Raw genomic sequence first — 25,254 nt, forward strand, 5'->3', positions numbered from 1 at the left:
TTAATACTTCTTCATCCCTAAAATCGCCTTTATACTTGCCTCATAGCTAGAGTTAAGCACTCCCGAAACAGACAAATGATTCAAGGAGGAAAAAGTGTTAAAAACAAAGTTAGCGACGTTATCCATTGTATTTCCATTACTAACAGCCTGTGGTGGCAACGCCTTGCAAGTTAAAAGCGAGCATGTCTCCGATGAGAAAATTGCTGAGATAATAGCCAATATTGAAAGCTTCTACCCTGATGCAGATAAAGAGCTTAAGCAACACATTCTAGAAGTAGCTGTGAAATCTATTGATGATATGGTTTTTATCGAAGGTGGCAGCTTTATGATGGGTGATTTTAGAACCCCCTGCATCTATAAAAGTTTGGACAATTTAACCTGGACCCCAGATGCTAAATGCTGGTCAGGCGCTAACGCTAGAAAAACCGGCGCACTCAATTTACATAAAGTAACCCTGTCAAGCTACTCTCTATCCAGATATGAAACGACCTATTATGAATTTGACGCATTTAGACTCATTAATAATCTAAACGTATTAGACTACGAAATGAGAGTCGTCAAATATCCAAGTTCTTATCATTCTTATGACAATCGTCCCACTCCAATTCAAAAATGGCAAGAAGCTAAAAACTATTGTTTATGGGTAGCTAAATTAACTGACTTACCTTTTGATTTACCTACAGAAGCGCAATGGGAGTTTGCGGCCCGCAACCGCGGACAGAAAATCTATTATGCAACAAATGATGGCTTTATTCGCTATCAAGGTGGAAGTTTAGAAAATGAGTATGGATATCATATTGATTATAAAGCAGAAGAAATAAATTTTGATAATGATGTGAGAGAAGTTGGTTTGCTTCCACCTAATCCATTAGGGCTTTATGATATGACGGGGAATGCCTCTGAATTAGTCAATGACTGGTTCTCAAAAGAATACTATAAACAATCTCCAGAGCTTAATCCAAAAGGACCTGATGAGGGTACAAAAAAGATATATAGAGATGTGGGAGGGAGTAGAAGGTTTGTTACTAATCGAGGAGTCTTTGAGGATCAGCCGGAATACTACCCTTTATATGGCTTTCGATGTGCTATCCAGTTAATCGATCCCATTTAAAAACGATGGGAACCAAAAATTAAGCCCAAATTTTGTATTTGGGCTTAAGTCACTATAAAAGCTTATTTATCTACACATATAACTCATCAGTCTGCTTATAATTCTTCAGTTTAATAACTTGTTCTTTTATTAGCTTACGCTTTTGTATTTTTTGCTTATTATTTAAAGATTTTATCTTAAAAGCCTTTTGAACAGGTTTAGATTGGCTAGGGATACCATCTGCAAGATTGTGTACCCAAATATTAAAGTCTTTCTGCTCCTCCCAATCTAAAATGGCATTAATCCTGGCCATATTATCAAATAAATCTTTATCTCCCCCTTTTTTTGCTTCGGAGTTCATTCTAATAAGTACTTCTTCAAACTTACGCCAAGTCTTCACACCTATAGTAAGGAGTAACATAATTGCTTTTTGTTGCTGTTCTTCTTGCTTATAATCATCTAGGTCAAAGCTAAATATAAATGTAGTAACCAAAATATCTAACATCATAGCGATAGTCTCAACAGGTAATCGACTCATAGGAATACCGGAGATAGTTTGTTCAGTAAGAACAGATTTACTAACCTGATAAGCCTCAGCTATCTTATATTCCTTCTTCTCTAATGCAGTAATTCTTTTTATCCACTCCTTCTCGATTGAAGCTTTACCCTCAATAATTGCTGACTGAATGACTAAACCAGGTAAAGAAAACCCTAAATACGTCGCACGATAAAAATAGGTAAAAGCATTACTATCAACATTATTAAGCTTACGATTATTTGCTACCTCTAAAGCACAAAAAATGACTTTGGCTAATTCCCACAACTTTTCACCATCTACTTCCGTTCCGAAGCTACCAGAAGCACCCGGTCCAAACACTAATCGAGCAGAGCAGGTAAAATAAAATGTTACTCCATACAATTCAATTCTAAAATCAATACCTGCACCTAGACCAAAGGAAACTGCCCCACCAGTTGCAAACTTTAATAGCTGTTCAAAATCAGGTTTACCTAAATTTTGCGGAGACTGCCATTCAAGTGCCCCCGTTAACTCACCACCTGCTTGCGCGCCAGCAAACGCTTCTCCTTTTAAGCCAACTGAGCCAATGTCTTCATCAACTTCTAACGCTATACTGGGAGACAATAAAATACTGGCACCTGCACTTGCTGATGCACTTGCACCTACAAAACAACGCAAACTAACACCAGCATTCAATCTAAAGCAGCCCAACGGCACTTTCGCCACATTTAGGTTTGCATCAAGGTAACTAATGCCTATCGGATAGCCTTTTTCATAGGGTAAATAAGCTTTCGCTTCTATCTTACCCTCTGCTAATGCCAAATCAGCTTGAACACCAATATTTAAATCGATTTTACCTTTAGATAAATCAACATCAGATTTTAGTGCAGCCTGAGCTGAAAAGCGGAGTAGTTGGGCTTCTGAGCTTATAGCAAACTTTGTCTCACCTTCAGCATTTTTCAATGATTTAGACGCACTCCACTTTTCAAAAAAAGAAGAGTCGGCTAATTTCCATTCCTTTAATTTAAGTTCAATTTTACCTACCGCTGATTGCTGTTTCTCTTCAGAAATACCTTGCGTAATTTCATTTTTCAGCGCGTTAAAAATTGCAGTGGTATCACGAGTGGCTAACGCTTCTCTTAACTCCTCACCCATATTACTTTGATCAAAATAGGTTTCTCTATGTAACTCAAAAAACTCTTGTCTAATATAGACCAATTGATTTCGGCTAATTGAAAGGATTTCTATAAGTCCATGTTGGGCCACTTCCCTCTGTTTAATTTGCCCCATTTTTGATTGATCGACCGGTTTATAATCACTTTTTTGATAAGCAGGTTCTTTTTGCAACTGTTTATTCAGTAATGCAAGTTCACTGTCTATTTGCTCTAACTTTTTACGTTTTAGTACATCTTCAGATACTTGCGAAAAAAAGGGGTGATATTCAAAAATCAGCTCTCTTTGCCTACCTAACTCTTTAATACTTGCTTTAATAAAGTCCTGACTCGGTAAATTATCTTCTTTAGTCTTAGGTTTTGAATTCGCTTTAATTAAGCCCGCTTGGTCGGCTTTTTTTACCCACATCTCTTTCTTTTTAACGTGCTCAATGAGATCTTGCTTAACTGCCGTGGCTTCATCTGGAACGGATTCAACTATCTCACGATAGTCTTGCATCAACTCTTCAACATAACTAATTTCTGTTTCGAGCTCTTCACAAGCAAGTTCACCTAAAGTGTAGTAAGTATCCTTATCATTCTCTTGGGTAAAAAAGAGCACATCATGAATTGGCTTTACTGTACAAGCGGGTTCGCCCTCTATGCAGCCTTCTTGACTCACTGGCATTTTTCGCACATTAGGTACTGAAGATTCTGCTTCCTCATCTTCTGTTTCTTCTGGTATGGCAGGTAATAAAACAATTTCACCAGGGCGAATTAAATCAGGGTTAAGATGGTATTGAGGGTTAAGTGCTAATAGCTCAAAATAATCAACATCTTGATGATAGGCAATCGCCATCAACTGGTCATCGGGTTGTACAACATATTCACGGGTATAATTCGATTGACTCATGTATCTGCTTCATCCTTGAAAACGAGCGTCTTGTAACGCTATTTGTATATTTCGCATTGTTTCTTTTAATCTTGGTGTCAAAGTCAGGTGATAATCAACCACGTCATCTGAAGGCGCTTGTTTCAAACCATGCCATCCATGATCGAACCATTGCATTTCCTCTAAATGTCCCATCCATAAAGCTCGATCACTCTCACTTAAAGCACCTAAAAAGACGGCCAAGTTTCTTGGGTCATAAAAACGTAAAAGTGCCTGATTAGCTTCCTCACCCGAAGAGACAATGAGTTTATTTTGACAATGCTGATATAGATCCTCAAAGCCAGCACGTGAAGAAATAATACAACCTGCTGGCGTTGACATTAGCACATCATTTAATTGCCCAATGAGGGTACCTTCTGAGTGTAAATTCATAAAAAACGGCCCTTGATCTGCATTGCTATTAAACAAGGTATCCTTAAACAAAGGCTGTATTTCAACATCATGTAAGGTTTGATCTTGGTAAGCCCATTCTTTTATTGTTGGCACCAATAAAGAATCGATAATGACATAATGGTTTAACTCATTATTAAAACTGACTGACTCTGTTTTTTGCCATGGCATTGACGCTAAGATGTGTGAATTGGACATGTACCACCCTCACCACAATTACAGAGTTCAGTCACTAACGCGCCACTTTGCACTAGCTCAGGATACTCAACCTCTACCGCTTCAAGTGCCACGTCTTGTACATTGGCTTCCCCTGCTACAGCCGTGCCTTTTTCAAGGGCTATCATACTTGGGTCGATAACTTCGGCTAGCTCTAAGAACTTAGGTATTTCGGCTAATTGTCCAGCGTAGGCAGCACCACTACCAGCGCCGCCGCCTGAGTTTAGGTTAATGGCCGAACCTGACATGCTCACCCCAGCGGCGTCGATTTTGACGGTACTGCCGCCCGCGCTTAATAACATCTCTGCGCCCGCTTCGATGACGACCTTGGTACCCGCTTTTAAGGTAACGTCTGTCCCCGTTTCGATAAGGTGTTTATCTGTGACTTTAATGTGTAAAGAGGCATCGGTCTGCTGACTATGATCCCCTGTGATGGTCTCAGTTTGGTTCCCTTCTACTGTGAGGTTGTCATTCAAGCCAACTTGCTCGAACCTGTCATTGCCGACGGTTTGAGTCAGATCATGTTGAATGGTTTCGCTTCTATCGTTTTGTACTTTAAGGTTTAAATCCTTTTGCGCATGAAGATAGATTTCTTCTTGTTCTGCTTGGTCCTCAAAGCTCAGCTCGTTAAAGCCTTCCCCTTGGTGAGATTGAGTACGAATCACCGTCTTACTTTTATGTTCTGGCAAGGCATAAGGGGGCTGGTTATTAGCATTGTAAGTGCGCCCTGTCACTATGGGCTGATCAGGGTCTCCTTCTAAAAAGCTAACAATCACTTCATGCCCGACTCTAGGCAGTGCTTGCATACCATATTGGCCACCTGCCCAACCTTGAGAGACCCGCATCCAACAGCTAGAAAACTCATCCGCTAAACCGAGCCTATCCCAGCTAAATTGCACCTTGATACGGCCAAACTCATCACAATAAATTTCTTCGCCCGCAGGGCCAACAACCGTTGCGATTTGTGGGCCATCGACACAGGGTTTGCTATTCACATTTGGACGCCATTGGCGAGCACCTGGAATCACATCAAACTGGTTGTTATAGGTGGTTGCCCCTTCGCCGCCCATTTCTTCTAAGGCTTGGGGCTGAGTACCTGCGTGCTCGATACTGACGATTAACCAGTCTTGATTACACTCTTCTTGCGGATGCTCAAGTAAGCTAACTTTATGGCCAGACATTAAACTAGCAAGGTTACTTTCACCTTTGGCTGTGATTGCCTCTTTTCTTAGGGCATCAAGTCGGTACTGCGAAAAAGCTTTACCACTGTCATCGGATTTATAACGGCCAGGATAATCATAGTATTCATAAGTAGCGTGTTGAGCATCTAGTTCAGTACCGATAGCTTCGTGCAAAAAACTGTATTCAGGGCGTTTAAAGCTATAGTCCTTCAGTTGCACAGAGGATACATCCGATTCGGTATAACGCTTAAAAGTACGCACATAGGGTTGGCTCGCTTTACTTCCACCTAACGCATTATAACTTGCAGGCAGAGGTAAAATTGGCAGGTTTTGACTGTCATCACTGAAAACTAAAGTATGCTTATCATCCAGGTGGCTAAAGTAGAATAGCAGGCCTTCTTCAGCTGCAAGGCGAGTGATAAAATCATAATCGGTTTCACGATATTGAACACAGTATTCTCTTTGTTCACATACCCTTGCCGTTGAAAAGGCATACTCTGTAATCCCCATTTCTTCCAATAAGAGGGCAATAATTTCTGGCGCGGATTGAAGCTGAAAAATACGGCTATTGTGCCTTAAGGTCGAGCGTTTAAACGCGGGTACCATTTCTAAGCGGTAAAAACTGTGGTGCAGCCCTGTATCCCCACGCTCAAACGCTTGAGCAATACCCTGCCATTTTTGTGTAATAAAGCCATCTTGCCAGACACTCAAACTGACATTTTTATCTAACACCTGGTCTACTGTGATCTTTTCATCACGACTCGCCAGCGACACATCAAACTGAAATAAGCGTGAGAGGGACTCTTGTCCTTTAAATTGTGTGACGACAAACACTGTCTCAGGTAAACCCTCTACTGAGAGGGTAAATTGCAGTCCGCTATTAAGTGCCATTTAGTAATATCCATATTGTTAAAAGCAACCCAGCACAAGCAAAATTTAAACCAATACATCACACTTCCCATATGACTCAACTTCTAACTTCTTAACGCTCTCTTTTAGGCAAGTTATTGCTAAACACTGAGTAATAACTTGCCTAAGTTCGTCATAAAAGCAAGCAGTGATGCGTTTAAGCCCATGCATTGATAATCTCAATATGAAGTGGAATACATCAGTATTAAATGAAAATATAAACTAAGGTGTCTTAATAGTGACAATGCGATCGTAAGGTGCAACAACGACTGAAAGCGCCTAGAATAACCTCAGAATTCAGATTTTTTAGCTCCATATAGGCTCATGGTTAGCCTGCTAAAAAACTAAGTAGATTGTTAGTGAGAAGACTATGAAAACTGTTCGTCCAATACTCGCTGATTATTCAGTAAATATCAGCGAGTTCAAACAAAATCCGATGTTGGCCATTTCTGTAGCAGGAGGGCTCCCTTTGGCTATTATTAACAAAAATGAGCCTGTTTTTTACTGTATTCCAGCAGAGTACTACGAAATGTTAGTCGATAAATTAGATGATTTAGAGTTAGCCCAATTAGTCAAAAAACGAAAAGAGTCAGCAGAAATAGATATCAGTATCAATGATCTTTAGTTTAGTAAACCTTAGACTATAGAAGCCTATAGTTTGTATGCAGAATGAGGTGGTATTCATAACTTTAAAAGCCTCTGAAATCATTCCGCAATATACACGTTTAATCGTGATATTTTTACGTTACAGTTTGCACAGAAACGGATAGCTTATGATTTTCGTAAACGGGATTAAAACGAAAACCGAGCCGATATAAGTAAGTTATTAGCAAGCTGGTAGAAATCGTTTCGATTCGACCATTAAGTAAATCATTCGCTCTCATTTCAGTAATCAAAAGCTTCTTGGCCACATCTTCATGCTTCCAGCCTTTATCAATTATGATATCTCTGATTACAATAATAAAATCAGCACGAAGTTGCAGTTCATTCGACTCTTCTGGATGGCTTGTAACGACATTAAAAATGCTATCAAGTTTAAAAGACGGCACGATAGTTCACTCCTAATCCTTACAACTCTTAGGTAATAACCAATCAGAAAGGCTGATGATACTTCTTGCATAAGAACCCAAGTCAAAAAGTTTTTTTGCGAAAAAACAAATCGACTTAAACGCTCCAATCAATAATGTCACACGTAACTTAAAAAATTCTTTCTATTTATATAAATACAATTCTAGTTCATTTATGCTTTTCCTAATATCAAACATCAACTTAAATTATCAACTGAAGGGGCTAAGTTTTAGCCACCTAAAGAGAAGGTAGCATCAATCACCCCAATGAAAACCTCTAAGAAAACGATCTAAACAGCTATACTATATCTAGTTTAACCTTGATAGGAAGTTGCTATGAGAAGAACTCACAATTCAGTCGATCACATTAATGCTGTCGCTTTAACGTGGATTGAAGAGAAAAGGGACCCAAAACACTGGGATTTATCACTTCACCAAATAAGCACATTATTAGGGGGCGTTTCACCTAACACATATAAATCATGGCTAAAGAAAGCTTCTGAAGAGCGTGGCGTGGAACTAAAGGTTGATATAGTTGATCGATTATCTTTATTATTAGGAATCCACAAAGCCATTGCCTTATCATCCCCTAAAGGCCACGAACATGATTTTTGGAATAGACCTGTTAACCATCCTATTTTTCAAGGCCAAAGTATTAAAGAGAAACTAATAACAAGCCCTTCAATATTAACGTTTGATTCAGTGCGCAAGTACTTAGAGAGTAGAGCTATATAAACATGTTCCAATAGGCAGAACCTCCTACCAGTTTTTTTGCTCATCAACCCAACACGAAGTAGAAGAATTGTTCTACTTATAATTATAAAATCCTAGTTCAACAAGACTTTTTCTAATATCAAATATCAACTTATATTATCAATTATCGATGTGAATTATCATTCAACAATGTTCCTTACACCACCGCCCACTAAAGCGGCGGCAGAACTTGAATGATGAGGTGAGCGAAAAGGTCTTTCTTGCCAGAACCAGTCAGCCCCCATTTTTCGCCCTGACACAGATTGCACACTGGCAACCGCTAGGGATTCGGCCTCTGTCATACTCGGCATAATGCCTGGTAAACGTGACGCCAACATGGTTTTACCTGTACCAGGTGGACCAATAAATAAAAGATTATGGCCACCAGCAGCAGCGACTTCTAAGGCACGCCTTGCTTGAAATTGCCCCTTTACATCGGCCATATCCTTATATTGTTTTTCCCTTTTTTGTATTGATTCAGCAATACAAGGGTTCAAAAAAGACTGCTTCATTAAAAAGCTGGTAACTTGAGTAAGGTGCACCGCCGCTAGGTGATTAGATTCCACCAAGGCAGCTTCCATTTGATTATCTTTAGGCAAAATCAATTGCCGACCTGATTCACTGGCCGCTATTGCAGAAGGCAATAAGCCTGGCACACCACGAATGTCTCCTGATAAGGCTAGCTCACCAACAAACTCTAAAGCATCTAACTCAAGCTCCCCCAATTGGCCTGAGGCAGAGAGAATGCTTACCGCGATTGCGAGGTCGTAGCGACCGCCTTCTTTGGGTAAATCCGCTGGGGCTAAATTAATCGTAATGCGCCGTGTAGGAAACTCAAATTGGCTCATCATAATCGCACTTCGTACTCTGTCTTTGGCTTCTCTAACAGCGGCTTCTGGAAGACCAACGATATTAAGAGCGGGAAGACCATTTGAAATATGGGTTTCTACCATGACTAGAGGGGCATCAACACCCACACGGGCGCGGCTATAAACTCTCGCTAAACTCATGATCACTCCTTGATCAAAAAGTCTGAAGAAAATACGGAAAAAGGAGGTTTGATGCCTCCTACAAAAAAGACTTAACCACTCCCTGTGAATTAAGCCTTTCTTTAAGCATAGCAGCTAACTACTAGATTCCACTGAATTATTTACAACTAAAAACCTATGTAATGGGCAAATTAGAAGCCTTTAATCAAGCTATTTTATGACGTTTGTCTCTGTACATTAAAATCAATGCTGATAAAGTGGATACTCGATGGAATTAAAACTAATGCTGAATACATAACTAATTTAAGGAGGATTCTATGTCTTTGTGGTGTGTTACCAACCCACGCCTTTTCGGTATTCGTATCCGCTCAAGCGTTTTTGATATCGCGCTGCGATAATCTCGACTTGAGCGAAATTTTTACCACTGAGCGACAGACTGTCTAAAACAGGCCTTAGTCTCACCCGAACACCTTCACTCTTGTTCGAAGAATTATTGTCAGCTTTGACAACGGCCTTATTGCGCCAAAAATTCTTGAGAATATTATGAGCACTTTTTTAACAGCACAATCCCTAACACTGGCACATTCAAGCACCCCTTTATTTAAAGCACTAAATTTCACAATTCAAAGTGGCGACAAAATTGGTCTTATCGGCCATAACGGTTGCGGTAAAAGCTCCCTACTAAAATTACTCAATGGCGAATATGACGCCAGTGAAGGTAATATTGCTAAGGCAAATCACTGTTTGATGAGTTATGTAGAACAACATATTCCGTCAAGCTTAGACTCTAGCAGCCTAATTAATGCGTTAGCCGAGACTCTTGATGAGACTGAGTATTGGCGAGCAGAGTTAATACTATCCGAGTTAGGCTTTGCTGAGCATGAATATCAAATGCTAGTTAGTCATTGTAGCGGGGGTCAGCAAATGCGACTTCTTTTAGCCCGTGCCATTATTAATGAGCCAGATTTACTCTTACTGGATGAACCCAGTAACCATCTAGATCTGCCGTCTTTAATTTGGCTCGAAAGCTTTTTAAAGAATTGGAAAGGCGCCTTTGTTTTAGTCTCCCATGATCAAGTTTTACTGGATGCGATTACAAATACTACCTGGATTATGCGTGACCAAGCCCTGCATCATTTTGCTTTATCTTGCTCTCAAGCTAGAACAGCACTAGAGGAAAAAGACGCACAAGATAAGTTACGCCATCAAGGTGAGCAAAAAGAAATCGATCGTATTGAAAAAAGCGCTAAACGCTTAGCCACTTGGGGCAAAGTTTATGACAATGAAGACCTCGCCCGTAAAGCTAAAACCATGTACGCCAGAAAAGAGCGTCTTCAAGAAGAGCAAACCGAACTCAGTGACGGCACACCTTGGTGTTTAAAACTACAAGGTGAAGACTTACCGGCCAAGCGTTTATTCGAAACCACTCCCTTTAAACTCTGCCCACCAAACAGTGCGCTAGTACTCTTTCAAATGATAGAAGTGAGAATCAAGAGCGGAGATCGTATTGCGGTACTTGGCAGTAATGGCTGTGGCAAATCTAGCTTGTTAAACCTATTGCATCGACTTTATCTGCAAAAGACACAGACACACACCCTCACTAAAGCAGAACCAACAGAAAAAGTAGGAAAAAGGGATGAAAAAGAAGTAACAGCCGTCACCTTCCATGATAGATGCCGTTTAGGGTATTACGATCAATCCCAAAATCAGCTTGATGACGAGAGTTCACTCATTGATGCCTTAAGCCATTTCGGTTCCATTAGTCATGAACAGGGTAAACGCGCACTCATTAGTGCTGGTTTTGAATATGCACGTCACACTCAAAAAGTATCTTCATTAAGTGGTGGTGAGCGAGCTCGCTTACTCTTTATTGGGTTAACGCTGGCTAAGTATCACTTACTTTTCCTAGATGAACCAACAAACCACCTAGATATGGAAGGTAAAGAAGAGCTTATTAACACCCTGAATGAGTTTACCGGTGCCAGTCTTCTTGTTAGTCATGATCGCAGCTTGATTGAGCAGGCCTGCAATCGCTTTTGGTTGATTCAAGATGGCGTATTAATCGAGCACATAAGCGCTGAAGAGGCCTATCAGTCTATAGCAAAACAAGGAATGATAAGCTCAAGCTCACAGGAATTCAGTGAGACTCATGAGCAATTTGCTATAACGCAAAACGAACACTCAGATAGAGCGTTAAATGAAGAACAGATGTTAGAACGCTTAATTGAACTTGAAACGCTACTAGAAGAGGATTTAAAGCGAAAAGAGAAGCGGCAAAAACCTAAGCGACAAGAGCTATGGCGTGAAGAGATAGCAAACATTCAATCCAAGCTTTAGTCTAAACCACTGATCCAAGGCTAAAAGGCTTTTATATACCCAACGCATGTATAAAAGCCTTTAGCCAAGGGGCGTTTTAATCACTCAAATAATAAAAATGTATTATCTAAACGTTGAAGTAATTGCAAGAAGCCAATCTATAAACACCAGCACCCGACGAGAAACTTTTTTATTTTTCAAATGAATTAAATCAATCTGAGATTTAGGCATTGCATAGTTCGGCAACACTTCAATCAGCTTACCTTGAAGCACATAACTTCCGACGGCTTCCTTAGGAAGTTGCGCAATACCAAGGCCTCCAAGACAAGCATCAGTATAAGAAACTGTGCTATTAACATTAATACTAGTTCGCATTGATACTTTTTTAACTTCTCTATCATATAGATAATTAAAGTTACCTGTTTTGTTGCCTAAAGAAGGTGAATAAGTGACTAAAGAGTGATGTTTCAAATCATCTAGATTTTTAGGCACCCCTCTCTCTTTAAGATAAGCAGGGCTAGCATAATTGCCGATACTAACATTCATAAGTTTGCGTACGACAAAATTGCTATCCGAATAGTCACCTCTTCGAATAACTAAATCGACACTCTCTCCTACAACATCGATAAAAGTATCATGCGAACTCAGGTCTATCTCTATCTCGGGAAATTTATTATTAAACTCAAACAGACGAGGGAGCACTATTTCACGAGCAAAATTGACAGGCATGTCTATTTTAATACGTCCATCTAATTTACCTGTCGATTGTTGAAATGATTTTTCTAAATCATCGATTTCCGTTAACACAGTTTGACAACGCTCTAAAAAAACTTGGCCTTCTAGCGTTAATGAAACCCTTCGAGTAGTCCGATTTAAAAGTTGTACCCTTAACCTTGCTTCAAGACTTTGAATACTAGTAGATACAGTCGCTCGTGGGAGATTTAAGATATCTGCAGCCTTAGTAAAACTAAGCTGCTCAGCCACTGTTGCAAACACTAGGTAGGTTTGCATTTTGTCCATAATATTAGGCTCCTAAAAGTAAGATTTTAATGCGGCACTAAACAAACATCGAAAGACAAAACACCTTAATTTATCATTAAAGATTAGCATACTAAGTCGATTATCCCTTTCTTTTCAATCTCTTATTCATGACGAATCTGATTGTTCCAAAATAACGAACAAGCCATTAATGAATTTCATATTTATCCATCAATACCCCACCTCTATCATATTTTCAGAGATATAGAGGAGAGCATCTATGAATAATTTAATTGATATTGCACAGCACTTACCTGTTTCAAAAGCAGAGCAAACCATCTCAATTTCGCCAGTTTTAATTGAATCTAGTCGCAGACCTCACCCGCTTGAGCTGCGCATTACTGCACCGGTAAAAGGAGAGAATCTACCTGTCGTATTATTTTCACATGGAGACGGCCCCTCACTCTATCTGCCTTCGAAAGACGGTTACGGGCCCTTAGTAAATTTCTATGCTGAACATGGCTTTGTCGTCATCCAACCGACACATGCCAATTCGAAAGTGGCTGGATTTGATTCTAATAAAAGTGATGCGCCATTATTTTGGCGAGAACGCGTAAATGAAATGAAACTCATTTTAGATGAGTTAGAAAATATTGAATCAGGAATACCAGCACTTAAAGGTCGAATAAATCATCAGAACATTGCTGCTGTCGGCCACTCTATGGGCGGTCAAACAGTCGGCATGTTATTAGGTGCTCATCTAACAGACAGCCGACGAATAAAGGATAGGGATGTCAGCACATTTGAACCCCGCATTAAGGTAGGAGTATTACTTGCTGCACCTGGCAAAGGTGGAGACAGTTTAAGTGAGTTTGCCCGAACAAATTTTACTGAGTTAAACCCAGATTTTAGGTATCTAAAAACGCAAGCCTTATCTGTCGTAGGAGATGCCGACAATAACACCTTCATGTCGATTAAAGGCCCTGAATGGTATACAGACCCATTCAAAGAAGCGCCAGGCATTGATCTGCTTCTTACTTTGCACGGCGCTAAGCATGGCCTAGGTGGTATTGCTGGTTACGATGCAAAGGAAACAAGTGATGAGTCACCTGATACCTTAGCCGCAACTCAAAGACTTACTTGGGCATATTTAAAATCTGCCTTCGATTCGAATGATTTCACTTGGGAAAAAGCACGTAACCAGTTGGCTGGGCCCGCACGTTCTCTCGGTCATATAACAGACAAATGAACTTATTTTAAAAGGTTAGTAAAACACAAAAAATGACAAGCTAGCCCTCTTATTCAGCAAGTTCAAGGGGCCATGTATCAGATAAAACACAGGAGCTCATCGACAACGGCAAACCACCACTAACTTTTTGCGAATCAACACAAACAACGCTATCGAGGAAAAGAAAATGATAATTCAGTCATCCGAAATTAAAGCCGCTTTTAGTTATAGTCCAATTACTTTGTCAGCAGACTATCGTCAGTTAGATTTACAAATAAAAATTTCCGCACCTGCACAAGGTAATCATCTTCCAATTATTTTATTGGCACACGGATTTGCTAAGTCCATGCGCGACTACACACCACTTGTTGATTATTGGACAGAGAATGGCTTCGTGGTGATTCAGCCTACTTTCTTAGACTCTAAGACCTTGGGACTTTCACCAACAGATCCTAGAACACCAAATATATGGCAGCATCGCTTAGCTGATATGACGAATATCCTCGACAATTTATCAGTAATTGAAAACAGCGTACCATTTCTTAAAGGTCGCTTAGATTATTCTAAGATTGCAGCAGTTGGCCATTCATACGGTGCCCAGACAGTTGGAATGCTACTCGGCGCTCGCGTTATTGGGACTGACGGTCACTTAGGGTTAGATAAATCAGACTCACGTATTCGCGCTGGTGTTTTATTATCTGCAACAGGGTTAGGTGGCGAGTTTCTTTCACCTTTTGCAGCAGAGCATTTTTCTTTTATGAGCCCTAGCTTTACTGAGCTAAAAACACCCACAATGGTGGTTGCTGGTGATCAAGATGATTCTCCACTTAGTAGTCGTGGTCCAGATTGGTTTATCGAACCTTACACACTAAGCCCAGGGGCAAATGCCCTTCTAACCTTACATGGCGGTGAGCACCTCCTTGGAGGAATCACAGGATATGGGGTAACAGATACAACAGATGAAGACCCGGATAGAGTCTTAGCAGTGCAAAGGCTCACAACAGCTTACTTGCATTCAGCTCTCAATATTAATCAACCTGCATGGGATCAGGCCGTGGAAGCATTTAATCAAGGCTCGCCAAGTGTCGGCACAATTAATCAAAAATAAATTGTGAAAATCATTGTGTATATCAATAGTGCTTAATTGAGCTTGAAACGCTACTAGAAGAAGACTTAAAGCGACAAGAGCTATGGCGTGCAGAGATAGCAAACATTCAATCCAAGCTTTAATCTAAACCACTGATCCAAGGCTAAAAGGCTTTTATATACCCAACGCATGTATAAAAGCCTTTTAGCCAAGGGACGTTTTAATCAGATAACAGACTCACTGAATTAAATATTGAGGCACAAAGCATGTAATAGAAGAGTACTAGTGCATAGATATCACACCCTTATTCGTACCAACCATGCCATTTGGTGAAGCCAAGCTCAATCAACTGCTGCTGCGAAATAGGTGTCGTAATCTTGTTGGCAACATCTCTAACCTGATCCAATTCAGTACAGCCCTTATGCAAGGTCCAGCCCGTCTCATTATCACAACAAACAACAATCCGAGAATAAGGTTCATCACCGGCTAATTTAGCATCGTAAGAGTCAAAAAATACCCAGACCTTATTACCCAAAAAGTAATTTGGCCAATCTGCATCCGCTTCTCTTAGCTCATCAATATAAACAAAGTCCCTTGGTTTTTTTCTTGTGAGCTCCATTTTTTTACCCTCCGACCCTTGGCCAATTTTAGTGTGCCGACTAATAGCAGAAAGTCATGATACAAGCTGTTTTTGTCCTCTAACAGAGACAAATTGTCGCGACCCATAAATTACTTGGATGGCAGGTTAAAATGATGTTATTGCTTAAAATATACCTTTCTGGGTATATCCCACGAACAGGTGCAAGACGTATCTTATTAAAAAAGAGACATACCCATAGAGTTCGGTAGTGTCGAGATCAATAATGTTTATCCAGACCTATATTGGGTAACAGAATAAGAGAAAGATTATGTCACAGTCTTCACATACCACATCTTATTACGCCGCATCTGCGAACGATAAAGTACAGCGCCCGAGCCTCGAAGCAGACATCTGCAGCGATATCTGCGTCATCGGTGCAGGTTTTACAGGCATGTCCAGTGCCCTTCATTTAGCTGAACAAGGTTTTAGTGTCACAGTTCTAGAAGGAACACGCATTGGTTTTGGTGCGTCGGGCCGTAACGGTGGCCAAATAGTTCATAGTTATAGCCGTGATGTCGATTTTATCGAAAAACATTATGGCCAAAATACAGGTCAAGAAATGGGTAAGATGGCCTTTGAAGGTGCCAAGGTCATTCGCCGTTTCGTCAAAGACTACCAAATTAATTGTGACTTAAAAGACGGTGGTATCTTTGCCGCTTGTAACCCAAAACAGATGCGTGAGCTTGAAGGTAAAAAGAAACTGTGGGAATCCCATGGTCATCAAGATCTTGAGCTTTTATCTGCAACCGATGTGCAAAACTATATTGGTAGTGATAGATACGCAGGTGCTTTATTAGATAAGTCAGGCGGTCACTTCCACCCGCTAAACTTGGTACTAGGTGAAGCCGCAGCCTTTGAAGGCCTAGGGGGAATTATTTATGAAGACTCAAAGGTAATAGGCATAGAAGAAGGCGAAAGAGCGGTCGTACGTACCGAAAAAGGCAGTGTCACAGCAAACTATGTGATTGTCGCAGGTAATGCTTATTTAGAAGGTCTAGTACCTAAACTTCAAGCCAAAGCTATGCCTTGTGGTACCCAAGTCATCACCACAGAACCACTAAGCCAAGCCCAACAAGATGCTCTACTACCAAACGGCCAATGTGTAGAAGATTGTAACTACCTACTCGATTATTACCGTCTTTCGGGTGATGGCCGTCTTATTTATGGCGGTGGTGTAACTTATGGCGCCCGTGAACCCGATAAAATAGAAGCACTTATTACCCCTAAAATGCTCAAAACCTTCCCAGAACTTGAAGGCGTCAGAGTCGACTTTGCTTGGACAGGTAACTTCTTGCTAACGCTAATGCGCCTGCCTCAGCTAGGCCGAATTGGCAGCAATATTTATTATGCTCAGGGCTATAGTGGCCATGGCGTCACTTGCTCGCACTTAGCTGGTAAAGTCATTTGTGATGCGATCCAAGGCGACGCTAAACGCTTTGATGTGTTTGCAGGTCTGCCACAATATCCCTTCCCAGGTGGGCAAGCACTGCGTATTCCTTATACCGCCATGGGGGCTTGGTACTATAACTTAAGAGATAAACTCGGCGTCTAATTTAAAGCGTGATCTATATAGGGTGAACATCAGATTCACCCTTCTCTAACCTTTTATTAGGGCCTTTCTATGACAGGGTTATCCGCTCGCACAGCCTTTTTTATTCTTTTTTCAGTGGCCTTCATCTGGGGAGCCGAATTTGTGCTAGTGGATTTAGCCGTGGCTAAGGTCTCAACCAACCTATTCAATGCCTTGAGATTTGCCCTAGCAAGCCTTGCCCTACTACCACTTTATTTCATTAAAAAAGAAATGATTGATAAAGACGCTTTAGGGCGTCTTTTCTTAGCAGGCTTTAGTCTAGGCTTTCTGCTCTTTATTGGGTTTTATGCGCAAACAGAAGGAATGCGTTTTACCAGTGTGGCGAATGCGGGCTTTATTACTGGCCTTAGCGTGCCACTTGTCCCTGTACTGGCTTTTCTTGTGTTCAGGCAAAGTGCCAGCTGGCATGTTTGGCTTGGGGTCATTTTCGCCACATTCGGCCTTTATTTACTGACAATCGGGGATAAACTCAGTTTTAATCAAGGAGACAGTCTGGTTCTCATTTGTGCCTTTGCTTTTCATATTCTACTCACCGACAAATTTGTGGTGAACTTGCCCATTATCAGCTTAAGCATCATACAAATGGCGGCGGTCGCTATTTATAGTCTGATTGCCTTAGCGCTAGCGCCCGAGCTAATCAGCCAAAAAGCCATGAGCAGTTCCTTTGATATCAGTATCTTGCTCGACCCTATCGTACTCAGTGGCATTCTAATCACAGGCCTACTTGGCAGTGCTTACGCTTACTGGGCACAGTCAGCCTGTCAGCGCCATTTGGAACCTGCCAAAGTCGCCTTAATTTTTGCCACTGAACCTGTCTTTGCGTTTCTCTCTGCTTGGGTCTTTTTAGGGGAAGTTTTAGGCGTTAAAGGCAGCCTAGGTGCCCTGCTTATTCTCGTAGCGATACTTGTATCCGAATTAGGACACAATCTGACAGATAAAAGCTTATTTAAAAGTATTCGAGGTCAGAAACCTAACTAAGGTGCTGCTTCAACAAGGCCAATAGCATAAGTTTAAGATCCGCCAGAGTACGTTTTGCGCGCTCTGGGTTTTGGTTAACCACCACCAAGAATGCACTATGGCTAGTCTCAAGGTACAAGCGTCCTAGCCTTTCTCTCTCTTTAATATGAGAGTGGATGCCCATACGTTTAAATAAGGCTGCCATATGGGAGATGACAAGCTCATCATGCTCTGTATCTAAGCTACGCAGCTCAGGGACAGAAAACATCGCCTGTACCAAGGTTAAAATGGCTTTTTGTTTTTTATAGGCTTTCAGGTTGAGAGCTAATATTTGCTCAAGCAAATCATCAAGGAGGATGGTTTCTATATCCCAAGCACTGATCTTGGTTAATACCTTTTCTATTTCCTCTAGCCACTCACTGGCCATGGCATACAAGATGGCATGCTTATTCGGAAAATAGTGGTATAAAGAACCCACCGAAATACCGACTTCTTTGGCAATCAATACTGTAGTGAGGTCATCCAAACCTACCCTCTCAAGTAGCTCGCTCGTCACATCCATAATCTTTTTAGAACGTTCTTTCGAACGTCCCTGCACAGGGGCAGAACGGCGGGTGAGATCTTGCTTTTTCACTTTCTCAGTTGAGGCTTGATTAGATGACGCTTGCGGCATTAAAGAGGTTCCGGTTTCGCTTTATATTGGATTAGTGCAATTCTAAGCCATTATAAAGCAAACAGGCTAGGAGAGATTAAACTCTCTCCTAGCTTTTCTAGAATAATCTATCTCTCAATGAGTAATAGAGCATACCTGCGACAAGCCCAGGCCAACGTAATAAGGTGCCTCCGGGAAAACTTGGAGATGGCATTTGCGCGAAGACATCAAAACCACGGCTTTGACCATCAATCGCTTCGGCCATGAGTTTGCCGCCTAGGGTTGCCATGGCAACACCATGACCTGAATAACCTTGTGCTACCAAGACATTCGACTCAATACGTTGGAAAAATGGCATTCTATTTAACGTGATAGCTAAGGTGCCTCCCCAACCATAATCTATTTTGGTTTGACTCAGTTCAGGATAAAATTCCAGCATATACTTACGCACAAACTGGCCTATATCTGAAGGAAATTTAGCCGTGTAGTTCTCACCACCACCCCATAAAAGCCTATTATCCGCAGACAACTTAAAGTAATTGATCACAAATTTTGAATCCGCTACCGCCACATCTTGCGGATTAATACGGGCGCACATCTCATCAGTTAAGGGCTCTGTGGCTAAGATAAAATTATTAATCGGCATAATTTTACCCGCGATTCTTGGTTCTAAATTCCCCAAGTAACCATTACAGGCCAGCAGCATAAACTTGGCTTTCACACAGCCTTTTTCTGTGTTCACTTGGACTTCCGATCCCGTCTGATAATCTGTCACTCGACTGTCTTCAAAAATACTGACACCCGCTTTATCTGCTGCTTGTGCCAAGCCTAAAGCATAATTAAGCGGATGAAGGTGCGCACCTTGTTTCCAATATTCCCCTCCATGATATTTATCGGACCCTAACATGGAGGATACTTGCGCTTTATCTAGATACTCAATATCTTGATAATTAAGCTTGTTCTGTTTGTAATCCACGCTCTGCTTTAGCTCATCGCAATGTTTGGCTTTATTCGCCACATGCAAGACACCTTGTTTAAGATCGCATTGGATTTTATGCTTTTCAATCAGGTCTTTTACCAGATCCACCGAATCCAATGACATTTGCCACAATAGGTCGGCGTTTTCCTTGCCAACCTTGGCGATCATGTCTTGATGAGACATATTATGCCCCTGACAAACTTGACCACCATTTCGACCTGAAGCTCCCCAAGCCACTTTTTCTGCTTCTAACAAGGCAACCTTATAGCCTTTTTCCGCTAAATGCAGGGCGGCAGATAAGCCAGTAAAGCCACCGCCTATTACACACACATCAAAGACATGATCACCTTCAAGGCTCGCGAACTCTTTTTTCGCATTCGCAGAGTCCAGATAATAAGAAGTGTCGTAACCCGTCAATCTCATTTAGTACTCCAAAGCATAAAACAAATAACTCACTATTGGCTTATGGCGTTAATATATAAAAAAACAACAAACCGAATATTAATTCGGATTAATTAGACTTACAAGCACCATTTTTTAGTATTTATTCTTCATTTCCTATTGCTTTAATAATTTCTTTAAAATAATCTAAAAGCGAATGATGATTCGGTTTAATATTTTTCTATCATCATCTTCAAGATTACAATTTGATATTAGGCATAGCGATATTCGTCTGCCAAACTATGAACCATAGTCCATACAAAAAGGTGATTTATGGAAGCCATAAAGCGGTTTCTCACAGACAATGCAATAACAGAAGTAGAGTCCACCCTGCCAGATATGACAGGCAACGCCCGCGGCAAGTTTTACCCCACTAAAAAATTTCTAGATGAAAAAGGTGGCCGTATTCCCGAAACCCTGCTGGTTCAAACCGTCACAGGGGATTGGGCAGACAATCACTATGATATTGTCGACCCCAGTGACAGAGACATGGTGTTAACACCGGATGCGAATACGCTACGTTTTGTTCCTTGGGCGAACGAACCCACGGCACAAGTCATCAATGACTGCTATACAGTAGAAGGTGAACTGCACCCGCTTGCCAGCCGCTCTGTGCTTAAGAAAGTGCTCGCACTTTATGAAAAAGAAGGCCTAAAGCCCGTTATTGCCCCTGAAGTTGAGTTCTACCTTATTCAGAAAAACAATGACCCTGACTCTGAATTAAAACCAGCCATAGGTCGTTCAGGCCGTCGTGAAACCGCACGCCAGTCCTATAGCATAGACGCGGTGAATGAATTTGATCCTGTAATAGATACCCTCTACCAATACTGTGAAGCTCAAGGACTTGATGTGGATACTCTCATCCATGAAACCGGTGCTGCGCAAATGGAAATTAACTTCCTACATGGCAATCCACTGGACCTTGCGGATCAGGTATTTGTATTCAAACGTACCTTGCGTGAAACTGCCATGCAACATGGTATCTACGCGACATTTATGGCTAAGCCTATGCAAAAAGAACCCGGCAGTTCAATGCATATTCATCAAAGTTTGATTGATGTAAAAACCGGTGAAAACATCTTTGCCAGTGACACCGAGCAATTTAGCGAACACTTTTATCACTACCTTGGTGGTTTGCAAAAATTCACGCCTCACGCCATCAGCTTTTTTGCACCAAACGTGAATTCCTATCGCCGCTTTGCCCCAGAAATCTCAGCCCCAATCAATATGAAATGGGGCATAGATAATCGCACCACGGGTCTTAGAGCACCGGCAGCACCAAAAGCCGCCACTCGTATTGAAAACCGCTTCCCTGGGGCTGATAGCAACCCTTATTTAGCGATAGCAGCCAGTTTAGCGTGTGGTTATTTAGGACTAAAAGGACAGCTAAAACCCACCAAGCCCACGTCAGATGCCGCCGCTGAAGAAGGCGATACGGTTGAGCTTGCCCGTTCATTAGAAGAAGGCTTACGACTCCTAGAGGAATGCCCTGAATTAACCGATATTATGGGATCTCAATTTGTTGAAGCCTATATCGGCGTTAAACGTGCGGAGTTTGAAACTTTTCATAAGGTTATCAGCTCTTGGGAAAGGGAGTTTTTATTACTCAACGTATAAGATTTTAATTTTTCAACTTTAAAGCAAAAACAACCAATGTTATGGGATAGCAGGCCCTAACACAGATAAAAGAGGCTATTCAGATGAAAACCAAGTTAACATCCCGCTTTACCCTAGGTTTATCTAGCTTAACCCTAGCTTGCACCTTAGCAACACAAGTACAGGCCCAAGAGGAGCTCAAGCTTTATAACTGGTCTGACTATATCGCCGAGGACACCATTGCCAACTTTGAAAAAGAAACCGGCATCAAGGTGACTTACGATGTCTATGACAGCAATGAGACATTAGAAGCAAAGCTACTAGCGGGCAATTCGGGTTATGACCTTGTTGTACCCAGTTCTTACTTTATGGAATTGCAAATTAAAGCAGGCGTGTTTCTACCCTTAGATAGAAGCAAGTTAACAAACTGGCATCATCTGGACCCATTTCTAATGTCCTCCTTAGAAAAAAAAGACCCGGATAATAAGTATGGCGTACCATATTTATGGGGCACAACGGGCATAGGCTATAATCCAGAAATGGTTGCTAAAGCACTCGGTGAAGATGCACCAGTGGATAGCTGGGACCTTATTTTCAAACCTGAATATATGGAAAAGCTGGCGAACTGTGGGGTCACTTATTTGGACTCTCCCGACGAAATGGTCACCATTGCCCTTCATTACACAGGCCAAGACATAGGTAAGAGTAAACGCTCTGATTTCAAACCCACTAGTCCAGCAGGTAAGGCACTTAAAGGCGCTAGGCCTTACATCAAGCAATTCCACTCCTCTCAATATGTCAATGATTTAGCCAATGGCGATACTTGTGTCGCGGTTGGATTTTCTGGCGACGTATTTCAAGCAGCGGCTCGTGCAGAAGAAGCTGATAACGGGGTTGAAGTTGTCTATAGCATTCCAAAAGAAGGCAGTGAAATCTGGTTCGATATGCTAGCGATTCCAGCAGATGCGAAAAACCCAGACAATGCCCATAAATTTATTAACTATATTCTTCGCCCTGAGGTCATTGCTAATATCACTAACTATGTTTGGTACGCCAATCCGAATCCAGACTCAAACAATATGATAGATACTGAGATCATGGAAGACCCAGCCATTTACCCAAATGATGCAACCCGAGCAAAACTCTATATGAGCTCTCAACTCCCCTCTAAACTTGCGAAGGTACGCAACCGTCTATGGTCTGATTTGAAAACAGGGCGTTAACTCTTTCGCGCTCAATGTTTAAAAACCAGACATAAATAAGCATGTTAATTGGGCCTCTTCGGAGGCCTTTTTTTGTCAAACCCACAAGTAATATCTAATTTAGTAATATATGATATATCAAAAATGTCTAATAAGTCTGGCTTGAATGAGTCCAAACTGACTACAATGGCATAATACACAAGGAAAAAAGTGCTAATAAAATCACCAGTACTCTTCCAAAGGAGCTTAAGAGTATGGCTTAAAGGTGTAATATGAAACGCTATTCATCCCCCTCTTATTTTGACCATGCAGCCTTGATCTCCATTTATTACGTCATTTACCCGCAAGTCTTACTGCATCTAAGTCGTTACTTTCTTCCTTTATCCAACAGGAGCAAAGCAGAAATTCGCCTTGATTTACGACAGCGTAAATTGCGTCATCGAAAGAAACATGATTCGCCCTGCGCAAAACTGAATATACGTTTAATTTAATATATTTAACCAAGCTTATCAGTAACCGAGCAATTAGGATCAACAACTAATAAATTTCAGTTAATTTAATTTTTTCTAAAAGTACATATAAAACAATTAGTTATAAATTAAAAATAAGATATAAAATAACAAAAACTGTCGGAGAAGTTAATGTTACTCAACCAGCTTAGCATTCGCGCTAAATTAATACTCAGCTCAATTTTGCCTCTTGTTGCCATCGTCATTCTCATATTTTTTTCTTTAACAGGTTTAAAACAAGCAGACGAAGGGGTTGGCAGAATCTATGAAGATAGAGTCGTGCCTTTAGAAGATTTAAAAAGTATTGCGGATAATTATGCCGTCTTTGTCATTGATGCGGTCAATAAAGCTAATGTTGGCATTATGACAAGCCAAGAAGCACTCAAAGGTGTGCAGCAAGCACGCCAAGAAATTAAGGATAAATGGCAAAAATATATCGCGACCAATCTGACTCAAACAGAAGCTAAGCTGGCTCAAGAAGCAGAGCGGCTATTTATCGATGCGAACCGCTCTTTAGATCAATTAGAGCAAACGCTAAAAGCAAGTACGCAAAGTAATGTGACAGATCAATTAGGTCAATTCAACGGTCCCTTGTACGACACGATTGATCCAATTAGTGAAAAAATAACTGAGTTGGTGGCACTACAACTTAGGGTAGCCAGCCAAGAAAGAGAAGAGATCAAATCCGTTTATCAAAATCAAAAACTACTCATGTGGTCTCTCTCTGCCCTAATATTAGGCATTTTAATACTCACCAGCTTTTCTACCTTCAAATCTATTTTTGTCCCTTTAACAGCCCTTAATAAAGCTATGTATAAAGTAGCGACCCAATCTGATCTGACTCTCAAGCTCGAAAGTTCTGGCAAAGATGAGTTAGCTAAAATGGGGCAAAACTTTAACAGCATGCAAGAACAACAACGTAAATTGATTTTAGGGATTAGCCAAGCCATACAGCAAGTTTCTAGTGCCGCGACTCAAATGACAGCCATCAGTGAACTCGCCAGTAAAAACATCAATAATCAAAGAGTTGAAATCGAACAAGTAGCAAGCGCCATGAATGAAATGGTCTCAACTTCTCAAGATGTTGCAAGTCATGCAGAGGATGCAAACCAAAATGCCAAGAGTATGCAAGAGCAGGCAGTTGAGGGAAATAGCGTCATGAAGAATACGGTGCAAGCCACCAATACCTTATTAGAAAACATGGTTAATGTGTCTAATCAGATTAAAACGGTGGATGAAAATAGCGTCAGTATTGATTCGGTTGTCGATGTGATCAACGACATTGCCGAGCAAACTAACTTATTAGCCCTTAACGCCGCCATTGAAGCCGCTAGAGCAGGTGAACAAGGTCGAGGCTTTGCTGTTGTTGCTGACGAAGTCAGAACCTTAGCCCAAAGAACTCAAACCTCTACCACAGAAATTCGCAGTACCATTGAAAAACTCCAACATGGTACACGCATTGCTGTAGATGCAGCAGAAAGTAGTCGCCAAGAAGCTGAGTTAGTTGGTACTAAGGCCGCTGAGGCAAGCGAAAGCTTCACAGGAATAACTAACTCAGTTAGCAAAAGCACTGATATGAATACTCATATCGCGTTTGCCAGTGAACAACAGTGCTCAGTGTCTGAAGAAATTAATGCTTCACTCCTTAGGATCAGTGGCTCAGCTCAAGACTCAGCCGAAGGAGCGAAAAAGATATCAAGCGCCAGTGATCAGTTGATGGGGTTAGCATCTGAACTTAATGAGCAAGTGAATAAGTTTAAGACCTAAATCTTAAATACTTAGGAGAGTCCTAACAAATGAATAAAGGTTAGGGCTTTAATTTGATCCAACGTGAAGCTCCTATTCCACCTTAAATGATTTGCC

At 41.1% G+C, this 25,254-nt stretch carries 21 protein-coding genes; 12 read left to right on the forward strand and 9 right to left on the reverse strand.

Annotated elements, in window-relative coordinates:
• Positions 1 to 94 precede the first annotated feature (94 nt).
• Positions 95 to 1,111 carry an SUMF1/EgtB/PvdO family nonheme iron enzyme gene (locus tag MED121_RS06785; protein WP_009832905.1) on the forward strand — a complete coding sequence of 339 codons (1,017 nt, stop codon included), beginning with the start codon at positions 95 to 97 and terminating at the stop codon, positions 1,109 to 1,111.
• 70 nt (positions 1,112 to 1,181) lie between these two features.
• On the opposite strand, the gene MED121_RS06790 is transcribed toward MED121_RS06785, so the two are convergent.
• Genes MED121_RS06790 through tssI form a run of 3 tightly spaced genes read right to left on the reverse strand, consistent with a single transcriptional unit; the run spans position 1,182 to position 6,388 of the window.
• Complete coding sequence (locus MED121_RS06790; RefSeq protein WP_009832906.1) at positions 1,182 to 3,671, reverse strand: LysM domain-containing protein; 2,490 nt, start codon at positions 3,669 to 3,671, stop codon at positions 1,182 to 1,184.
• A gap of 9 nt (positions 3,672 to 3,680) precedes the next feature.
• Entirely contained in the window at positions 3,681 to 4,298 is a 618-nt protein-coding gene (locus MED121_RS06795) for a DUF4123 domain-containing protein (protein ID WP_036178889.1), read from the reverse strand.
• Positions 4,277 to 6,388, reverse strand: coding sequence for a type VI secretion system tip protein VgrG (tssI, locus tag MED121_RS06800; RefSeq protein ID WP_009832908.1), 2,112 nt, complete (start codon positions 6,386 to 6,388; stop codon positions 4,277 to 4,279). The genes MED121_RS06795 and tssI overlap by 22 nt, the downstream gene beginning before the upstream one ends.
• Positions 6,389 to 6,776: 388 nt before the next feature.
• On the opposite strand from tssI, the gene MED121_RS06805 reads away from it, so the two are divergent.
• Entirely contained in the window at positions 6,777 to 7,031 is a 255-nt protein-coding gene (locus tag MED121_RS06805; RefSeq protein ID WP_009832909.1) for a plasmid stabilization protein, read from the forward strand.
• 115 nt (positions 7,032 to 7,146) lie between these two features.
• Here the strand turns inward: MED121_RS06805 and MED121_RS06810 are convergent, their stop codons facing one another.
• Positions 7,147 to 7,455, reverse strand: a complete 309-nt coding sequence (locus tag MED121_RS06810; protein WP_009832910.1) for an XRE family transcriptional regulator — start codon at positions 7,453 to 7,455, stop codon at positions 7,147 to 7,149.
• 354 nt (positions 7,456 to 7,809) lie between these two features.
• Here MED121_RS06810 and MED121_RS06815 point away from each other — a divergent pair, with 354 nt between their 5' ends.
• The gene (locus MED121_RS06815; RefSeq protein ID WP_009832911.1) at positions 7,810 to 8,208 is read left to right on the forward strand and encodes a hypothetical protein; all 399 of its coding nucleotides are present in this window, start codon (positions 7,810 to 7,812) and stop codon (positions 8,206 to 8,208) included.
• A 158-nt stretch (positions 8,209 to 8,366) separates the two neighbouring features.
• Here the strand turns inward: MED121_RS06815 and MED121_RS06820 are convergent, their stop codons facing one another.
• The gene (locus MED121_RS06820) at positions 8,367 to 9,236 is read right to left on the reverse strand and encodes a magnesium chelatase domain-containing protein (RefSeq protein ID WP_009832912.1); all 870 of its coding nucleotides are present in this window, start codon (positions 9,234 to 9,236) and stop codon (positions 8,367 to 8,369) included.
• A 522-nt stretch (positions 9,237 to 9,758) separates the two neighbouring features.
• Between MED121_RS06820 and MED121_RS06825 the strand changes: the two genes are divergently transcribed.
• Positions 9,759 to 11,552 (forward strand): ABC-F family ATP-binding cassette domain-containing protein, encoded by a 1,794-nt coding sequence (locus MED121_RS06825; RefSeq protein ID WP_009832913.1) that lies wholly within the window; start codon positions 9,759 to 9,761, stop codon positions 11,550 to 11,552.
• 102 nt (positions 11,553 to 11,654) lie between these two features.
• Here MED121_RS06825 and MED121_RS06830 read toward each other — a convergent pair whose 3' ends face one another.
• Entirely contained in the window at positions 11,655 to 12,551 is an 897-nt protein-coding gene (locus MED121_RS06830) for a LysR family transcriptional regulator (RefSeq protein ID WP_009832914.1), read from the reverse strand.
• Between the two features lie 238 nt (positions 12,552 to 12,789).
• Here MED121_RS06830 and MED121_RS06835 point away from each other — a divergent pair, with 238 nt between their 5' ends.
• Positions 12,790 to 13,758, forward strand: a complete 969-nt coding sequence (locus tag MED121_RS06835) for a dienelactone hydrolase (protein ID WP_009832915.1) — start codon at positions 12,790 to 12,792, stop codon at positions 13,756 to 13,758.
• Between the two features lie 166 nt (positions 13,759 to 13,924).
• The gene (locus MED121_RS06840) at positions 13,925 to 14,845 is read left to right on the forward strand and encodes an alpha/beta fold hydrolase (RefSeq protein WP_009832916.1); all 921 of its coding nucleotides are present in this window, start codon (positions 13,925 to 13,927) and stop codon (positions 14,843 to 14,845) included.
• Between the two features lie 283 nt (positions 14,846 to 15,128).
• On the opposite strand, the gene MED121_RS06845 is transcribed toward MED121_RS06840, so the two are convergent.
• The gene (locus MED121_RS06845; RefSeq protein WP_009832917.1) at positions 15,129 to 15,443 is read right to left on the reverse strand and encodes a hypothetical protein; all 315 of its coding nucleotides are present in this window, start codon (positions 15,441 to 15,443) and stop codon (positions 15,129 to 15,131) included.
• Between the two features lie 289 nt (positions 15,444 to 15,732).
• Here MED121_RS06845 and MED121_RS06850 point away from each other — a divergent pair, with 289 nt between their 5' ends.
• Together MED121_RS06850 and MED121_RS06855 are read left to right on the forward strand one after the other, a co-directional pair.
• Positions 15,733 to 17,016, forward strand: coding sequence for an FAD-binding oxidoreductase (locus tag MED121_RS06850; RefSeq protein WP_009832918.1), 1,284 nt, complete (start codon positions 15,733 to 15,735; stop codon positions 17,014 to 17,016).
• Positions 17,017 to 17,085: 69 nt separating this feature from the next.
• Complete coding sequence (locus tag MED121_RS06855) at positions 17,086 to 18,033, forward strand: DMT family transporter (protein ID WP_009832919.1); 948 nt, start codon at positions 17,086 to 17,088, stop codon at positions 18,031 to 18,033.
• Here the strand turns inward: MED121_RS06855 and MED121_RS06860 are convergent.
• Positions 18,026 to 18,685 (reverse strand): TetR/AcrR family transcriptional regulator, encoded by a 660-nt coding sequence (locus tag MED121_RS06860; protein WP_009832920.1) that lies wholly within the window; start codon positions 18,683 to 18,685, stop codon positions 18,026 to 18,028. The two genes, MED121_RS06855 and MED121_RS06860, sit on opposite strands and share 8 nt — an antisense overlap.
• A gap of 97 nt (positions 18,686 to 18,782) precedes the next feature.
• Complete coding sequence (locus tag MED121_RS06865; protein WP_009832921.1) at positions 18,783 to 20,066, reverse strand: FAD-binding oxidoreductase; 1,284 nt, start codon at positions 20,064 to 20,066, stop codon at positions 18,783 to 18,785.
• 291 nt (positions 20,067 to 20,357) lie between these two features.
• On the opposite strand from MED121_RS06865, the gene MED121_RS06870 reads away from it, so the two are divergent.
• From MED121_RS06870 to MED121_RS06880, 4 genes are all read left to right on the forward strand, one after another.
• Entirely contained in the window at positions 20,358 to 21,701 is a 1,344-nt protein-coding gene (locus tag MED121_RS06870) for a glutamine synthetase family protein (RefSeq protein ID WP_009832922.1), read from the forward strand.
• 83 nt (positions 21,702 to 21,784) lie between these two features.
• Complete coding sequence (locus MED121_RS06875; RefSeq protein WP_009832923.1) at positions 21,785 to 22,903, forward strand: polyamine ABC transporter substrate-binding protein; 1,119 nt, start codon at positions 21,785 to 21,787, stop codon at positions 22,901 to 22,903.
• Positions 22,904 to 23,154: 251 nt separating this feature from the next.
• Positions 23,155 to 23,373 carry a hypothetical protein gene (locus MED121_RS24330; protein WP_131470978.1) on the forward strand — a complete coding sequence of 73 codons (219 nt, stop codon included), beginning with the start codon at positions 23,155 to 23,157 and terminating at the stop codon, positions 23,371 to 23,373.
• A 150-nt stretch (positions 23,374 to 23,523) separates the two neighbouring features.
• Entirely contained in the window at positions 23,524 to 25,158 is a 1,635-nt protein-coding gene (locus tag MED121_RS06880) for a methyl-accepting chemotaxis protein (RefSeq protein ID WP_009832924.1), read from the forward strand.
• Positions 25,159 to 25,254 lie beyond the last annotated feature (96 nt).

This window comes from Marinomonas sp. MED121 (genome assembly GCF_000153025.1).
GTDB lineage: Bacteria > Pseudomonadota > Gammaproteobacteria > Pseudomonadales > Marinomonadaceae > Marinomonas.

What these genes read in the sequence shown, in the direction of transcription:
- MED121_RS24330 (WP_131470978.1), top strand. Translation starts at nt 23,155, where the DNA reads ATGAAACGCTATTCATCCCCCTCTTATTTTGACCATGCAGCCTTGATC.
- MED121_RS06830 (WP_009832914.1), bottom strand. Translation starts at nt 12,551, where the DNA reads ATGGACAAAATGCAAACCTACCTAGTGTTTGCAACAGTGGCTGAGCAG.
- MED121_RS06840 (WP_009832916.1), top strand. Translation starts at nt 13,925, where the DNA reads ATGATAATTCAGTCATCCGAAATTAAAGCCGCTTTTAGTTATAGTCCA.
- MED121_RS06845 (WP_009832917.1), bottom strand. Translation starts at nt 15,443, where the DNA reads ATGGAGCTCACAAGAAAAAAACCAAGGGACTTTGTTTATATTGATGAG.
- MED121_RS06795 (WP_036178889.1), bottom strand. Translation starts at nt 4,298, where the DNA reads ATGTCCAATTCACACATCTTAGCGTCAATGCCATGGCAAAAAACAGAG.
- MED121_RS06850 (WP_009832918.1), top strand. Translation starts at nt 15,733, where the DNA reads ATGTCACAGTCTTCACATACCACATCTTATTACGCCGCATCTGCGAAC.
- MED121_RS06870 (WP_009832922.1), top strand. Translation starts at nt 20,358, where the DNA reads ATGGAAGCCATAAAGCGGTTTCTCACAGACAATGCAATAACAGAAGTA.
- MED121_RS06865 (WP_009832921.1), bottom strand. Translation starts at nt 20,066, where the DNA reads ATGAGATTGACGGGTTACGACACTTCTTATTATCTGGACTCTGCGAAT.
- tssI (WP_009832908.1), bottom strand. Translation starts at nt 6,388, where the DNA reads ATGGCACTTAATAGCGGACTGCAATTTACCCTCTCAGTAGAGGGTTTA.
- MED121_RS06860 (WP_009832920.1), bottom strand. Translation starts at nt 18,685, where the DNA reads ATGCCGCAAGCGTCATCTAATCAAGCCTCAACTGAGAAAGTGAAAAAG.
- MED121_RS06880 (WP_009832924.1), top strand. Translation starts at nt 23,524, where the DNA reads ATGTTACTCAACCAGCTTAGCATTCGCGCTAAATTAATACTCAGCTCA.
- MED121_RS06835 (WP_009832915.1), top strand. Translation starts at nt 12,790, where the DNA reads ATGAATAATTTAATTGATATTGCACAGCACTTACCTGTTTCAAAAGCA.
- MED121_RS06820 (WP_009832912.1), bottom strand. Translation starts at nt 9,236, where the DNA reads ATGAGTTTAGCGAGAGTTTATAGCCGCGCCCGTGTGGGTGTTGATGCC.
- MED121_RS06790 (WP_009832906.1), bottom strand. Translation starts at nt 3,671, where the DNA reads ATGAGTCAATCGAATTATACCCGTGAATATGTTGTACAACCCGATGAC.
- MED121_RS06875 (WP_009832923.1), top strand. Translation starts at nt 21,785, where the DNA reads ATGAAAACCAAGTTAACATCCCGCTTTACCCTAGGTTTATCTAGCTTA.
- MED121_RS06805 (WP_009832909.1), top strand. Translation starts at nt 6,777, where the DNA reads ATGAAAACTGTTCGTCCAATACTCGCTGATTATTCAGTAAATATCAGC.
- MED121_RS06855 (WP_009832919.1), top strand. Translation starts at nt 17,086, where the DNA reads ATGACAGGGTTATCCGCTCGCACAGCCTTTTTTATTCTTTTTTCAGTG.
- MED121_RS06815 (WP_009832911.1), top strand. Translation starts at nt 7,810, where the DNA reads ATGAGAAGAACTCACAATTCAGTCGATCACATTAATGCTGTCGCTTTA.
- MED121_RS06825 (WP_009832913.1), top strand. Translation starts at nt 9,759, where the DNA reads ATGAGCACTTTTTTAACAGCACAATCCCTAACACTGGCACATTCAAGC.